Raw genomic sequence first — 14,963 nt, 5'->3', positions numbered from 1 at the left:
TGGCCGGAGGCTTAGCCGGACTCCGACGCCAGCGCTAGTGTCCCGGACGCAACCGCTTATGCCGTCAGCAGGTCCCGCGAGGCCCGCCTTGCACCGGAAATACCAGAGATATAGGCACCTCCCGGGCTGCGTGGAAGGCTACCGAGCCTATGGCAGCACTTCGCGCCGCTCGCTCAATCGCAGGTCAAGCTCGATCCGCTTGTCCTCCAGAAGGCCGGCTTGAGCTGCCTCGATGACCGTGAACAGCTCGTGCGCATCGCTAAGCCGGGTGACGGTGACGTAGTTGGCGCCCGCCGCGTAGAGCTCGCCGACGTCGGACAACAGATCGGCGGTGGCCACGATCAGGGCATTGGGGTTGAGCGCACGGACGTGGCGGACCAGCTTCTCGTTGGTAGCCCCCTTCAACAGCGCATCGGGCACGCTGAGAATGATCATCTCGGATTTGCCGACGCCGGCATGGACGAGCGTGTCGACATTGCTGATGTCGCCGTAGATGACGTGCAGGCCGCGTGAAAGCAGCGTCTGGTACACATTGGGGTTGAAATCGACGACCGTGATCTGCTCGAGCAGCACCGGCGCCTGCCGCTCGATCTCCGCGAGCAGCGCGCTCGCCGCGCGGAAAAAGCCGAGGATGACGATGCGCCGCGCCTCGCCATGGCCGCCCTCGTGCCCCTCCTCGGCGTGGCCGTGATCGAGGTCACGAAGGCCGAATCGCTTCAGGGGGCCGATCGCCCGGCGCGCGATCTCGTCGCTCCTCACCATCACGAAGGTCGAGAGCACCGCGAGCACCACGAAGGCGAAGGAGGCGGCATTGGCGGTCTCCTGGGCGATATGGTTGTCGGCGACGCCGGTCTGGATCACGACCAGCGAGAACTCGCTGATCTGCGCCAGGTTGATCGCCGGCAGCAAGCTCGCGCGCAGGCCCTGCTGCATCAGATAGAGCGGCACGAAGGTGGTCACCAGCCTGCTCACGACCGTGAAGGCCGCGATCATCAGGGCAAGCCCGATCACCGACATGCTCGGCACCGGAATCGTCATGCCGAGCGCGACGAAGAACAGCGTGATGAAGAAATCGCGCAAGGTCGTGACCTTGGCGGTGACGTCGAGCGCGTAAGGAAAGGTCGAGAGCGACACGCCGGCGATCAGCGCCCCCATTTCGCGCGACAGCGACAGCCGCTCGGCGGTCTCGGCGACCAGGAAGCACCAGGCGAGCGCGCCCAGAAGGATCAGCTCGGGGCGGCGCGCGATCTGGTGGAACAGGCGCGGCAGCACGAAACGGCTGACGAGGAGCGCGGCCGCGACCAGCACTGCGACGCGCACGATCGAGAGCAGGATGACGCTCGCTTGCAGATCGGCAAGGCTCGGCTGCACGGCGAGGAACAGGATGGCGAAGATGTCCTGAAGCACCAGCACACCAAGGGTGATGCGGCCGGGCAGCGTGTCCAGCTCGCGCTTCTCATAGAGCACCTTGACGATGATCACCGTGCTGGAGAGCGCGCAGGCCACGCAAAGATAGAGCGCATCGAAATGACCGCCGCCGAGCGTCAGGCCGATGGCGGCGAAGAACAGGATGCCGAGCAGGCAGCCGCCGAGGAGCTGGCCACCGGCCGCGAACAGGATCACCCGTCCCGCCCGCACGATCTTCTTCAAATCGATCTCGAGCCCGATCATGAATAGCATGAAGATCAGGCCGAGCTCGGAAATGACGCTGATCGATTCCTGCGACTTGACCCAGCCGGCGCCAAATGGACCTATGCAGAAGCCGGCGATAAGGTAGGCAAGGATCAGCGGCTGGCGGGAGAAATGGGCCAAAAGCCCCAGCATCCAGGCAAACAAGATACAAAGAGTGATATCGCGAATGAGTTCGTGCATCTCAAAGCAGTCCTTTTTGCCGCACCCTAGAGGCGGGGTGCAGCGCGGCAAACGAGCAATTCGTCACATGCCAATTGTCCTGCCGATCGTGCTCGCATTGATAGGTGGCCTGTTCGGCGTGACGCTGCCTGCCGCGGCACAGCCGAAGGTCAATATTGAACAGAGTTTTGCCGATTCGCTGACGGCGATGCCGAAGGAGGAACTCGCCGTCTCCGGCGGCTTCTACGTGCCGGCCTATTCCAGCGTCGCGATGAGCCAGGGCAAGCTGCGCGTCGACTTCTCAGTGACGCTGAGCGTCCACAATGCGTCGGAAACCCTCCCCCTGGTGCTGAAGCGGATCGCCTATTTCGGCACCACCGGCAAGATGATCGAGAGCTACCTGAAATCTCCGGTCGCGCTGAAGCCGCTCGCGACGGTCTCCATTGTTATCCCGACCGAGGACGTGCGCGGCGGGACCGGGGCCAACTTCATCGTCGACTGGGCGGCAGCGAGCGAGATCGCCGAACCCGTGGTCGAGGCCTTGATGGTTGGCGGCGTCGCCAATGCGCATTACGCTTTCATCAGCCAGGGCCGCCCGACCCGGACGATCGGCAAGAAGTAACAGGCCGGCCGGCGCAATGCCGGCTGGCTCAACAAGAACAGAGGAAACTGCCCATGACTGCCCACTTCGACTTTGCGCCCCTGTTCCCGCCGGGGCTGCCGGCTCCTTCTGCGCGCTGGACCGGGCTTGCCAAATACAGCTTCGTCGGCGGCAACAATGATTCCGAGCAGGTGCCGGTCGATGATCTGATCGCGGCGGTCGATGCGGTGCTGCGGCGCGAGGGCCGCAACCTCGCTACTTACGGACTGGCACACGGTCCGCAAGGCTACCTGCCCCTGCGCGAATTCCTGAGCGCGAAGCTGAAGCGCGACGCCGGCATCATCAGCACGGTTGACGATCTCCTGATCGTCTCGGGCTCCTTGCAGGCGCTGGACCTCGTCAACCACACGCTGCTCGCGCGCGGCGATACCGTGATCGTCGAGCAGGAAACCTACCAGGGCGCGCTCAACCGTCTGACGCGGCTCGGCGTGAATACGATCGGCATTCCCCTCGACGGCGAAGGCATGCGCATCGACGCGCTGGCGTCCGCGCTCGCGGATCTGAAGAGCCGAGGCGTCCGGCCGAAATACGTCTACACCATCCCGACCGTGCAGAATCCGACCGGCAGCATCATGCCTGAAAGCCGCCGCGCCGAGCTGTTGCGGCTTGCGGCCGACTATAGCGTGCCTATCTTCGAGGACGATTGCTATGCCGACCTCGTCTGGTCAGGCCAGCGCCCGCGGGCCATCCATGCGATGAGCGACAAGGGCGGCGTCATCCATATCGGCTCGTTCTCCAAATCGATCGCGCCGGCGCTTCGGGTCGGCTTCATGGTCGCGCCCTGGGAGGTGATGTCCCGGATGCTCGCGCTGAAGACGGACGCCGGCTCCGGCGCGCTCGAACAGATGGTGCTCGCCGAATATTGCCGGCCGCATTTCGCGACCCACGTGCCTGCACTGACGCGCACGCTGCGCACCAAGCTCGACACGCTGATGGAGGCACTGAACGAACAGTTCGGAACGGCTGCCGAGTTCGAGGAGCCCAAAGGCGGCATCTTCCTCTGGGTGAAGTTGCCCGATCATGTCGATACGCTTAAGCTTTACCAGGCCGCGCTCGCGGCCGGCGTCTCGATCAATCCGGGTCCGGAATGGTCGACCAGCAAGGGCCATTCGGGCTCGCGGCTGCGGCTCTGCTTTGCCAGCCCCACGCACCAGCAAATCCGCGAAGGTGTCGCCGTGCTCGCCGAGGTCTGCCGCAGGGAGTTCGGTGTGCCGGCACGGATCGCGAATGTCGAAAAGGCGCGAGGTTAAGGCGACCTTCAGGCCGCCTGCGCCTGGCTGCCATGGATCGCAGAGGCCAGCCGCAACAAGAGGACGATCGAGACGTTGCCCTTGCCGGCCTCGATCTGCGCGATGTAGCGCTCGGAAATTCCCGATCTGCGCGCGAGCTCCCGCCGCGACAGCTCGCAGCGCATGCGCGAGGAGCGCACCCGCTCGCCGAGCTCCACCAGGAATTCGGTCTCGGAATATGGCGGCACGGCAGTGCCGCCCGGCAGCGCTTCGCCCGCGAAATCGGTGACTTCATCCAGCATTGATCTATCCACGGTCGCCTCCCGAAGCCGGCATTATGGCGCAGCTTCGGGCCACCTCATTGACGCGGATCAAATAGCGGAACGATCGGGTTAGCGCACCGCGAACGGCGCCTGATAGGGCCGGCCGAACGGCACGCCGTTGATCACGGTCTGGACCGGCTTCAAATAGGCCTTGCCGTCGCGCTTGTTGTTGCGGGTGTCGACGAAGGTGACGGGGCCCTCGACCAGCTCCATGATCGCGACGTCACCGGGGGCGCCGATTTGGAGGGTGCCAAGCTTGGGCGCCCGGTTGATGATCCTGGCCGGCGCGCTGGTCGCCATCGACACCACCTGATCGAGCGAGAAGCCGAGAGTCATGAACTTGCTCATGACGTTGGGCAGGAACGGTATCCCCGGCGAGTTGCCGGAGAAGACGTGGATGTCGGACGAAATGGTATCCGGCGTGCAGCCGCCGGGAATCGCGACCTCGGCGACCGTGAAATCGAAGCTGCCGCCGCCGTGGCCGACGTCGAAGATCACGCCGCGCTGCTTGGCGGCGAGCGCCGCCGGCAACAGCCGGCCGTCCTGCACGATGTTGGTGAAAGCGCCCGACATGTTCGGCGCGCCGGAATAGGAATGCGTCAGCACGTCGCCAGGACGCAGCAGGTTGAGGATATCGGACATCAGCTCCTTGGTCTCGACGCCACCGATATGGACCATCATCTTGGCCGGCCAGCCGCAGAGCTCGCAGGCCTGGATGCCGCGCTTGAGCGGCTCGAGCCCGTGCTTGAAGATGACGTTCTCGGACATCCGCACCTTGACGCCGATGAGAAAGTCCGGATTTTCCGCCAGCGCCATCGCGCAGGCTTCCATTTGTGCATTGTCGATGTTGTAGAGCTCGGCAACGGGGAACGCCGACAGCCCGTTATTGGCGATGTGCACGAAGGCGTAGATGCGCGCCCGCGACTGCGCGACGATGTAGCGGCGCAGCGCCGCGAGATTGTTGACGCCGGCATCGCCGGCGGAGACCACGGTGGTGGTGCCCTGAAACTGCACCAGCTCGTCGGCGGGAATGCCGATAGCCGAGCCATAGGGATAGACGTGGCAGTGCAGGTCGACGAGTCCGGGTGTCACCAGCTTGCCGGAAGCGTCGATGCTTTTCAGCGCACGCTCCGCCGGAATCTCCGGCTCGACCGCCTCGATCACGCCCCATCGGATGCCGATATCTCGTTTGCCGCGCAACGATTGGCTGGGATCGATCGCGTCACCGCCCTTGATGACGAGATCGAACTTGTCAGCCGGCCCCATCGCCGCCCCGGCTGGGCCCGAGAGGGCCGCCGCGGCAGACGATCCGGCGAACATGAGAAGCTGACGACGCGACAACCCGGTCATGGCGACGTTCCCCCTTCATCTGTTTGTTGTGGAGATGATGCGCCGCGCGGTGTGCGGGTGCAAGCACCATGCACATGCATTGCGAGTTGCAGTGCGGCATAACAATGCTAGGCTTCAAGCTATTGCGACGGGCGGCGGCGGGGATTTTTGGAAGTGACGGGATTGCTTTTGGTCCGTGGGACGACGGCCGCGCTGGTCTGGCTCGCGCTCGTATCCGCAGCCGGCGCCGAGACGCTGACGGCGACGATCATCAATTGGGGGCTGCTCGGCTCGTGGGCGATCGATTGCTCGCTTCTGCCCGACCGCGACAAGGGCGCGGTGCTCACCTACGAGGTCAGGCCGGACGGGCGGGTGATGTACCGCCGCAATTTTGGCGATGCCAGGGACGAGAACGAGGTGGTTGCAGCCTCGACCGACGCGGACGGCCTGCTCAACATCATGGTGTTCTTTCCAGCGCTGCATCAGACGCGCGAGTTCGGCCTCGCGCTGCAGACGGACGGCAGCCTGCGCGCGATCTTCAATCGCGGCGAACGCGGCGACTACACCATTCGCGACGGCAAGTTCGTCAGGACCGGCGCGCCGACGCCGGCACAGCACCGCTGTGGCAACAGCACGTGAGCGCATGCAGCCTCGAAACTGAACAGCTGTTCAGAATTCTCCCGGTGTTCCTCCGGAACGTTCGCGCGCATGCGCGGTTTAAATTTGCGTTCATTGGAGGAGGACATCATGAGGAAGCTTGGCTATGTCGTCGCGGCCCTCGGCGCGCTTGCGATCGTGGCGCCGACGGTGGCGAGCGCAGAGACCGTTGTGATCAAGAATCATCATCACGGCCCTTACGGCGCCCGCGCCGAATTCCGCGAGCACCGCGACTTCGGCATGCATCGCGGCTGGCGTCATCACGGCGACAGGGTCGTGGTGATCAAGCGCGGTCACCGCCACTACGACTACTGATGCACACGTAGAAATGGCCCCTGACGGGGCCATTTCCTTGCGTGCGTATCGAGTAATATCAGTCCCACGCAGGCGCGAAGCCGGGATTGACGCAACGCCCGTCCTTCCGCAGCGTCGCAATCTTTCTGCGGTCGTCGTCGTCGAGCGCGATCTTCAACGCATCGAGATTGGCCTGCTGACTCTCGCGCCGTGATGCCTTCGGAATCGCCGCGACGCCTTTCTGACCGAGCAACCAGTTGAGCGCGACCTGCGCGGCGGTCGCGTTGTGCTTGCGGCCAATCTCGCCGAGCACCGGGTCCGAGGCGACGCGTCCCTGCGCGAGCGGGCAATATGCAACCAGCGGAATCGATTTGGCGGCGAGATAGTCGATGACCTTCGATTGATCGAGCATCACGTGATATTCGACCTGGTTACAGGCAATCGGCGCCCTGATCTCCTCGACCGCGAGCTTGAGCAGCGCGGTGTTGAAATTGGCAACGCCAATGGCGCGGGTGCGGCCTTCTTCCTTCAGCTTCATCAGCGTCTCGAAAACCCCCGGCCAGTTCGCATTGCGCGACGGCCAGTGCACGAGATAGAGGTCGACGTGGTCGAGCCGGAGCTTGTTCAGGCTGGCGTCGAAGGCGCGCCGGATCGCGTCCGGTGCGAGGTTCTCGTGCCAGACCTTCGTCGTGACGTGCAGTTCGCCGCGCGGAACGCCGGCGCCGGCAATCGCCGCACCGATCGGCTCCTCATTGGCGTACATCTCGGCAGTGTCGATGTGGCGATAACCGAGCGACAGCGCGCTTTCCACCGCGGTGCGGCAGGCATCGCCCTGCATGCGGAACGTGCCGAGGCCGAGCTTGGGCATGCTGATGCCGTGGATTGTCAGATTTTTGGTTTTCAGATTTTCCATAAGAACACTCCTGACGAATTCCAGCCCGCCGGATGCGTGCGGCAATCGCCGCGCAAGCAGAATTTTCGGTGATGGAAGAGCGATGGCGGGATAAGCACTATAACGGGGCGGCTAAGGCGCGGCCAATCAAGATCGGGTTAGCTGGCGCCAGCCGCCTTACGAATGCTGTGCCACCACAGCGGGCCGCACTTGCGGCTGCGGGAGGATGTCGACCGACCAGAGGTCGCGGTTGTCGACGTCCTTCAGGGTCACGGTCATGACCTCCGTGCGGCCGTCGATGTCGACGCGGCCGAAGAACTGCAGTCCGAAGCAGGGTGCGAGATTCTCGCCCTGCTCGGCATTGCAGCCATGCTGGTACATCGCGACCGGCCCAAAGGTGTTGTCGAGCTCGCCCGGGCCCCATGTGCCGGCATGAAGGGGACCGGAGACGAATTCCCAGAACGGCTCGAAATCGGAGAACACCGCGCGGTTGGGATCGTAGTAGTGCGCCGCCGTGTAGTGCATGTCGGCGGTGAGCCAGACGATGTTGCGCACGCCGGCGCGCCTGATGAAGGCGAGCAGGTCCGCAATCTCGTGCTCGCGCCGGTCGGGCGGACCGTCGCCGAGCGCGACGGCATCGAGGCTGATCAGGCCGATCGGCAGATCGGCCGCAATCACCTTCCAGGTCGCGCGCGAAGCGGCGAGCTCGCGCTTCAGCCAGGCGAGCTGCTCACGGCCCAAGATCCAGCCGTCGTGCTCCTCGCCCTTGTTCCAGGTACCATCGCGATAGCTGCGCATGTCGATCATGAAGACGTCGAGCAGCGGTCCGTAACCAATCTTCCGATAGATGCGGCCTTGCTGCTGGGAGATCTCGCGGATCGGCATGAAGTCGAAAAACGCGCGCCTCGCGCGCGCGACGAGACGCGAGGCGCCGTCCGCGTCAAAGCCGGTCTCGTCGACACTGCCATAAGGTGACCAGTCGTTGGTGACCTCGTGGTCGTCCCATTGCGCGAACATCGGCACCTCCGCATGGAAGGCGCGGAAATTCTCGTCGAGGTGATTGTATCGGTAGTTGCCGCGGAACTGCGCCAGCGTATGCGCGACTTCCGATTTCTCTTCGGTGACGAGGTTGCGCCAGACCTCGCCGTTGGGCAGCTTCAGCTCGGCAGGAACGGTGCAGTCGGCATAGATGTGGTCGCCGGAATGGATGAAGAAATCCGGGCGATTGTCGAGCATGGTACGATAGCTGCGCATGCCGCCGCGCGACGTATCGATGCCCCACCCCTGCCCGGCGGTGTCGCCGGACCACACGAACGAGACCGACTGGCCAGCGGCCGGCGCGGTACGGAAATGTCCGGTGCGCGTTTCGCCGGCACCGCCGGTCGCGATGTCGTCGAAGCGCACGCGGTAGAAGATGTCCTGTCCGGGCGGGAGGTCACGCAGCAGCACTTTTGAGGTGAGGTCGGCAGCCGGCACCGCATCGGCGGACGCCATGCACAGGACCGTCTTGAAGCTTTCGGCGGTGGCACATTCGACCTGCATCCGCGCAGGCCGGTCGGCGCGCGCCCAAATGACGGCCGAGCCTTCGGAGACGTCGCCGGACTGGATGCCGCCCGCAATCAGCGGGCGGTCAGCGGCGCGGCTGAGACTTGGTTTGGCGAGAGGGCCGAGACCGGCGAGCGCGAGGGAGGATGTGGAGCGGACCAGAAACTGCCGCCGGGTCCATGCGCGCGAGGCGCGTAGCGTTGCCATTCAGGAAACCTTCGTCGAATCGCGACGAAAGGTGCCTGCGCCCCTTGACTCCAAGCCGACGGTTTTTTGACTCCGCGCCTACCGTTTTACGACGGGCGGATGACGCCGCTCGCCTGAAGCGCGATGTTATCGCGCTTCAGGTTATTTTTTGAGCATGATCTTTTCGGAAAACCGCTTCACACTTTTCCGGATCAAGCTCTAGCGTTTCCAGTTGCAGATGCCGCCCGACCTGCACGGCCAGGCCTGGATGCGCGTGTCCATCGCCTGCGCGTCCAGCGGGCTGGTGTGCCGATGCGCAAGCTTGGCGCGGGCAGCGCCACGCGTGTCAGCGCTCTTGGCGCGAGCAATCCGCGCCTCCGGCGCCTTCACGCGCACGGTCGCGACCGTCTTCGGCGTGACGTCAGGCACGGCACGCGCCGCGTCACTTCTTGCTTCCACCTTGACTGGCGCGAATTGCGTCGCAGGGCCGAGCCGCTTCGGCGACAGTACCGCTTTGGAGAGATCGAGGCCGAGATATTCGTCAGGCTTGTAGTCGTCAGCCATCGCCGCGCTGCTGCATGCGAGCATGAGCGCGGTGGCGAAGGCAAAAGAAACGCTTTTCAGGACCACGAGACGCCTCCTGAAATTCAGTTAAGGGCAATTTTACCCTTATTTAGGAGGCATGAGACGGATTTCCAGCCGCAGATTGCCATCAGGGTTACCGGCCGCCGAAACCAATCCCCGATTCACGGTCCTTTCGCAGGCTCAGGAACCGCCGGCCAACGTTTTGACCAGCCGGTAAAGGTACTCCTGCCCGTTGTAGAACGAGGCCACGGGAACACGCTCGTCCTTGCCGTGGATGCGGTTTTCCCCAATGTCGATCGCCATGCCGGAATGGCCGTAGGTCGGGATGCCCGCATTGCGCAGGTAGCTGCCGTCGGTGGCACCGGAACTCATGACCGGGAGCACGATGGCGCCGGGAAAGAACTCGCCCGAGAGCTTTTCGATCGCGCCCATGATCTCCTCGTGCAGCTCGCTTGGCGCAGAGACCACCGCCGTATCGAGCTGCGTCAGCTTGATATCGGGGTCCGCCAGCACCTGCTCCAGCGTCGCCTTGACCTCCTCCACCGGCTCGCCCGGCATGATGCGGCAATTGACCTTGGCGCTCGCCGACTGCGGCAGCGCGTTAACGGCGTGCCCGCCCTGGAGCATCGTCGCAACACAGGTGGTGCGGAGCTGGGCGTTGTAGACGGGGTTCGCAGCGAGCCGGACAAAGGATAGCGCCGCCGGATCCGGCTTGTCGGACATCACGGCGCGCATGTCGGCCGCCGTCTGCTCGTTCTCGAACTGCGCGCTCTTCTCGAACCAGCCGCGCGTTGTCGCGTTCAGCTTGAGCGGAAAGTTGAACTTGGACAGGCGCACGAGACCTTCGGCGAGCTTGTAGATCGCGTTGCTCTTCCGCGGTACCGAGCTGTGACCACCGGGGTCGGTGACGTCGAGCTGGAAGCTGACCGGGATCTTTTCGCTGGTCTGGACGCCGACACGGATCGGCTTGCCGTCCTTCAGCCCGACGCCGCCGCCCTCGTTGAGGGCGAATTCGGCATCGATGAGGTCGCGCTTGTTCTTGATCAGCCAGTTGATGCCGAGACCGTCGCGGTCAAAAATCTCCTCGTCGGTCTCCAGCGCGACGATAATGTCGCGGTCGGGCTTGTAGCCCTCCTGCTTGAAGCGGATCATGCTGGTGACGAAGGCCGACGCCATGTGCTTGTCGTCGGCGGTGCCGCGACCGTAGTAGTAGCCATCCTTCTCGACGAGCTTGAACGGATCGACCGACCAGTCCTCGCGCAGCGCCGGAACGACGTCGAGATGCGCTACCAAAAGGATTGGCTTGCGCGCGCCGCTGCCATGCAGGCGGGCGACGAGATTGCCCTTGCGCGCCGCAGGCGAGAAGACCTGGACGTCGGAGTCGGGGAAGCCCGCCGCCTTCAGCCGCGCCGCCATCGCTTCGGCCGCGCGCGCGGTGTCGCCGGTCGCGGTGGTGGTGTCGATCTCGACGAGCTCCTTGTAGACGTCGTGGGAGAGCTGCTGCTGCTGGCTCAGGCCTTCGGCAGCCGCCACACCACCGGAGAGCAGCAGGGCCGCGCAGGCCACTGACAGGAGTGCGTTCCGGCACGAGATATTGTTGGTGGTGATGGTCTTCTTCATCTTGCGCTCCTGCAAATGCGGCCTTGCTGAATTCAGACAGCGCAGGCGCGCTTTGGCAAGCGCGATCGTTCTACCGTTTTTGCAACCGCCCCCGGCCTATTTCGCGTCCTTCACCGCGATCACCTCGATCTCGACCAGGAAACCGGGATTGGCAAGCGAGGCGACGCCGACCACCGACCGGGCCGGCAGGTTGGGCTGGCTGCCGCCGAAGAACTGGGTGTAGCCCTCCATGAAGGCCTTGAAGTCCATCGGTGCCGACGCATTGTGCACCAGGAAGACCTGCATCTTCACGACGTCGCCCATGGTGAGGCCGAGCCCGTCCAAAATGCCTTTGATGCGGTTGAGCACGCCGACTGTCTGTGTCTTGGTGTCGCCATAGGCCTCCCGGCTCTGGGGATCGGCATCCTTGTTGGCGACGGGTGGCACCTGGCCGCTGACATAATAGGTCGTGGCATTGCCGGTGACCTGCACGGCCTGCGCAATCGGAAAGGTCGAGTTCGGAATTGGATGCCGGATGACCTCGGCGTAAGTCGTGCCCGCATGGGCAATCGCGAGCAATGCGCCAATGACGGCGGCGGTTCTGAAATTCATTGGTTTCTCCTCTTGCCGGGACGTCAGCGACGCGCGTCCCTCACCTCGTTGGCCGTCACTGCATCATCGTAAGCATTGCCGAAATGCGTACGCAGATAATTTACGACGGCGGCGATCTGCGCGTCCGTCATCATCTCGCCGAACGGCGGCATGGCGCGCCGGCCGTTGAGCACGAGATAGACGGGATAGCCGCGCGCTTCCAGATTTTTGTTGGCGACGAGCGACGGATAGACGCCGGCGCCAGTGGCCCCGCCGGCATCCGGCATGTGGCAGCCCTGGCAGACATTGGCGAACAACTCCTCGCCCGTGGTCTCCGCGAAATTGAAACCCGAGCTGAAGATGCGGTTTTCGGGGCCGTCATGCGCCCGCGCAGTTGCCGACAGCATCATGAGTGCCGACAAGGCAAGCCGCGCCGGCCATCGCTCCCGTCGAAAGCCCTGTCTCATCACGTCCTCACCACGCGGTCGTGCAGCCGGCCAATCGCGTCGAGCGCGGAGAGGATCGCGCCCTCCTGCCAGGCTGGCAGCGCGGAGGCGTGCTCGCCCGCGAGCACGATGCGGCCGTCGATCTGGCAGAGGTTGTTGTAATGCGCTGCGCGCGTCTCGTCGCTCCAGTCGCCGCTGCAACCGAGCACGAAGGGCACCCGGTGCCAGGCGACGGCGATGCCGTTCTCGAATTCGCTCTTGTATTGCGGGTGAATGACGGCGCCGAACTCGACGGCGCGCGCGACCCGCTCGGCCGGCGACATTGCGGTGAATTCGTAGGAGTTCGGACCATCGAACAGATAGGCCCCTAACAGCACACCGCGCCCGGCGCGGTTGTAGTGGTAGTTCGGATAGGCGATCTGGCGGATCGGCAGATCGGTGTAGCTGATGCCGCCATAGATCGCCTCGTCCTCCTCCCAGAACCGGCGCTTGAATTGCAGGCCGATCTTGACGGACGCGGCATAAGGAACAGCATCGATCGCGGACTTCATGGCGGCGCTGACGTCCAGCGGCAACTGGCTCAAGATCGTCAGCGGGATGGTGCAGACGCACCAGTCGGCGTGCACCTGCTGCACCGCGCCCGGATGCTTGGCATCGACATAGCTGACGGTGACGCCGCGCGCATCCTGCTGGATCTGCGTGACCTTGGCATTGTAGCGGATGAGATCGCCGACCTCCTTCGCAAAGGCCTTGCCGATCATGTCCATGCCGCCGACCGGCTGGAACATCGTGGTCTGGAAATTGTAGTGCGCAAAGCCGCGCAAATAGCGCCAGAGTCGCGACTTCAGCACTTCCGACAGACCCACCGGCTCGCTCGGCTCCGGCATCGCCGTCAATCCGCCGCCGGGATCCCTGGTGTAGCCGCGGAACTCCGCCGAGATCAGATTGGCCTTGTAACCATAACCATTGTCGAGCGCGCCCCACGATCTCAGCGCCTGGAGCAGGATCTCCTGATCCTCCTTCGACACGGTCTCGTCCAGCTTGCCCTGCTGCGTCACCTTGGCGAGCAGCTCTGCGATCTGGCCCTGGAAATCCGCCTTCACGGCGCGCAGGCGCTGCGGCTTACCGTCAAAGGCGCGCACCGAATGCAAGAGAGCATTGTGATTGAGCTGATTGAACGGCTCGAGCGCGACGCCCAAGCGCCGGCAATAATCGAGCAGCGCGCGATGATGATAGGGAATACGCCACGGCCCCGGATTGAGATAGAGACCATCCTCGAACTCGCACAACTGCTTGTGGCCGCCAAGCTCGGTGAAGGTGTCACCGCCCCGCAGAGTCCAGTTGCGGCCGCCGGGGCGGCCGTTGAATTCGAGGATTTGGACCGTGTAGCCGGCCTTGCGCAGCTCCAGCGCCGAGGTCATGCCGGCAAGGCCCGCACCGAGCACGAGCACGGACGCGCCCTTGGGATCGCCTTCGAGCCGGATCGGCCCCTTGTAACGCGACTCTGATGCGAGCCCGAGGCTCGTCATCGCATGATACATGGCCGCGCTGCCGGCGACCGTGCCGATCAACGCAAGAAGATCACGTCGCCTGACGGTCACGGGTTCGCTTTGCATGGCGTTTCGGGAGAGGGCCCAGTCCTGAGCCGTCAGCAAACAGCACACCGCGAAGCGAGGCAACACACGCGTTGTTGATCGGCGTTCCATCGCACGGCGTGACGAGGATGCTGATCGCGATCCTCGTCACTTTAGCGCAAGCACGACGTCACGCGACCTTGCGCGCCTCCGCCTTGCCGTCGAGGAAGCCCATGAGCCGGCCGCGGATGATCTCGTCCGCCTCGCTCATGATGCGGTCGACGAGTTCCTTGCACGAGGGGATGTCGTGGATGAGTCCTGCGACCATGCCGCAGCTCCAGGCGCCGGCATCCATGTGGCCCTCGATCATGATTCGGGGATAGACGCCCGCGACCTGATCGTGGATGTCGTCGATCTTCAATTTGTCGCCCTTCTCGCGCTCGATCTCGAGCAGGCGATCGACATTGGCGTTCTTCAGCACGCGCTCGGTGTTGCGCAGCGCACGCATGATCAGGCGGGGTGTCGAGCTCGGTCGCCGCGACCAGCGCGTTCTTCACGTTCTGGTGCACCGGGGCTTCCTTGGTGGCGATGAAGCGCGTGCCCATGTTCATGCCGCTGGCGCCGAGCGACAATGCTGCGACGAGACTGCGGCCGTCGGCCATGCCGCCGGAGGCAACGAAGGGAATCTTCAACTCCTCCGCCGCGCGCGGCAGCAGGATCATGTTGGGGATGTCGTCTTCGCCGGGATGGCCGCCGCATTCAAAGCCGTCGACGCTAACCGCATCGCAGCCGATCCGCTCGGCTTTCAGCGAGTGGCGCACCGAGGTGCATTTGTGGATCACCTTGATGCCGTGAGCCTTCAACGCCGGCATGTATTGTTCCGGGCTGCGGCCTGCGGTCTCCACGATTCTGACGCCACCCTCGACGATCGCGGCGATGTATTCCGGATAGGGCGGCGCCGAGAAGGCCGGAAGAAAAGTGAGGTTCACGCCGAACGGCTTGTCGGTCATCTCGCGGCAGCGCGCGATTTCCTTCGCGAGCAGTTCCGGCGTCCTCTGGGTAAGCCCCGTGATGATGCCGAGTCCGCCGGCGTTGGAGACGGCGGCAGCGAGTTCGGCAAAGCCGACAAAATGCATGCCGCCCTGGATGATCGGGTGCTCGATGCCGAACAGTTCGGTGATCGCAGTCTTCACGTAGGCGT

Annotated in this window: 14 protein-coding genes and 1 pseudogene; 4 read left to right on the top strand and 11 right to left on the bottom strand. The window is 64.1% G+C overall.

The window, feature by feature from the left end:
* Positions 1-147: 147 nt before the first annotated feature.
* On the bottom strand, positions 148-1,872 hold the full coding sequence (locus tag QQL28_RS15920; RefSeq protein ID WP_284266887.1) for a cation:proton antiporter: 1,725 nt from the start codon (positions 1,870-1,872) through the stop codon (positions 148-150).
* 67 nt (positions 1,873-1,939) lie between these two features.
* On the opposite strand from QQL28_RS15920, the gene QQL28_RS15915 reads away from it, so the two are divergent.
* Together QQL28_RS15915 and QQL28_RS15910 are read left to right on the top strand one after the other, a co-directional pair.
* Positions 1,940-2,473 (top strand): DUF3124 domain-containing protein, encoded by a 534-nt coding sequence (locus QQL28_RS15915; RefSeq protein WP_284266885.1) that lies wholly within the window; start codon positions 1,940-1,942, stop codon positions 2,471-2,473.
* 53 nt (positions 2,474-2,526) lie between these two features.
* The gene (locus QQL28_RS15910; RefSeq protein ID WP_284266884.1) at positions 2,527-3,762 is read left to right on the top strand and encodes an aminotransferase-like domain-containing protein; all 1,236 of its coding nucleotides are present in this window, start codon (positions 2,527-2,529) and stop codon (positions 3,760-3,762) included.
* An 8-nt stretch (positions 3,763-3,770) separates the two neighbouring features.
* Here the strand turns inward: QQL28_RS15910 and QQL28_RS15905 are convergent, their stop codons facing one another.
* Both QQL28_RS15905 and QQL28_RS15900 read right to left on the bottom strand, forming a co-directional pair.
* The gene (locus QQL28_RS15905; RefSeq protein WP_284266883.1) at positions 3,771-4,043 is read right to left on the bottom strand and encodes a helix-turn-helix domain-containing protein; all 273 of its coding nucleotides are present in this window, start codon (positions 4,041-4,043) and stop codon (positions 3,771-3,773) included.
* Between the two features lie 90 nt (positions 4,044-4,133).
* Complete coding sequence (locus tag QQL28_RS15900; protein WP_284266882.1) at positions 4,134-5,414, bottom strand: amidohydrolase/deacetylase family metallohydrolase; 1,281 nt, start codon at positions 5,412-5,414, stop codon at positions 4,134-4,136.
* 153 nt (positions 5,415-5,567) lie between these two features.
* Between QQL28_RS15900 and QQL28_RS15895 the strand changes: the two genes are divergently transcribed.
* The gene (locus tag QQL28_RS15895; protein ID WP_284266881.1) at positions 5,568-6,032 is read left to right on the top strand and encodes a hypothetical protein; all 465 of its coding nucleotides are present in this window, start codon (positions 5,568-5,570) and stop codon (positions 6,030-6,032) included.
* Between the two features lie 108 nt (positions 6,033-6,140).
* Positions 6,141-6,365, top strand: a complete 225-nt coding sequence (locus QQL28_RS15890; RefSeq protein WP_284266879.1) for a hypothetical protein — start codon at positions 6,141-6,143, stop codon at positions 6,363-6,365.
* Positions 6,366-6,423: 58 nt separating this feature from the next.
* Here the strand turns inward: QQL28_RS15890 and QQL28_RS15885 are convergent, their stop codons facing one another.
* The 8 genes and pseudogenes from QQL28_RS15885 to QQL28_RS15850 form a co-directional block, all read right to left on the bottom strand.
* Complete coding sequence (locus tag QQL28_RS15885; protein ID WP_284266877.1) at positions 6,424-7,257, bottom strand: aldo/keto reductase; 834 nt, start codon at positions 7,255-7,257, stop codon at positions 6,424-6,426.
* A 156-nt stretch (positions 7,258-7,413) separates the two neighbouring features.
* Complete coding sequence (locus tag QQL28_RS15880) at positions 7,414-8,988, bottom strand: alkaline phosphatase D family protein (protein ID WP_284266875.1); 1,575 nt, start codon at positions 8,986-8,988, stop codon at positions 7,414-7,416.
* Between the two features lie 198 nt (positions 8,989-9,186).
* Positions 9,187-9,597, bottom strand: coding sequence for a hypothetical protein (locus tag QQL28_RS15875; protein WP_284266873.1), 411 nt, complete (start codon positions 9,595-9,597; stop codon positions 9,187-9,189).
* A gap of 135 nt (positions 9,598-9,732) precedes the next feature.
* Complete coding sequence (locus QQL28_RS15870; protein WP_284266871.1) at positions 9,733-11,172, bottom strand: M20/M25/M40 family metallo-hydrolase; 1,440 nt, start codon at positions 11,170-11,172, stop codon at positions 9,733-9,735.
* Positions 11,173-11,268: 96 nt separating this feature from the next.
* Positions 11,269-11,763 (bottom strand): RidA family protein, encoded by a 495-nt coding sequence (locus tag QQL28_RS15865; protein WP_284266869.1) that lies wholly within the window; start codon positions 11,761-11,763, stop codon positions 11,269-11,271.
* Between the two features lie 23 nt (positions 11,764-11,786).
* Complete coding sequence (locus QQL28_RS15860; RefSeq protein ID WP_284266867.1) at positions 11,787-12,209, bottom strand: c-type cytochrome; 423 nt, start codon at positions 12,207-12,209, stop codon at positions 11,787-11,789.
* On the bottom strand, positions 12,209-13,804 hold the full coding sequence (locus QQL28_RS15855) for an NAD(P)/FAD-dependent oxidoreductase (RefSeq protein ID WP_284266865.1): 1,596 nt from the start codon (positions 13,802-13,804) through the stop codon (positions 12,209-12,211). The genes QQL28_RS15860 and QQL28_RS15855 overlap by 1 nt, the downstream gene beginning before the upstream one ends.
* Positions 13,805-13,952: 148 nt before the next feature.
* Positions 13,953-14,955, bottom strand: a pseudogene (locus QQL28_RS15850) (NAD(P)H-dependent flavin oxidoreductase).
* Positions 14,956-14,963 lie beyond the last annotated feature (8 nt).

The organism is Bradyrhizobium iriomotense, from assembly GCF_030160715.1.
GTDB lineage: Bacteria > Pseudomonadota > Alphaproteobacteria > Rhizobiales > Xanthobacteraceae > Bradyrhizobium > Bradyrhizobium iriomotense.
The sequence above is the reverse complement of the archived record's forward strand: the minus strand, read 5'-3'. Positions and strand labels throughout refer to the sequence as shown.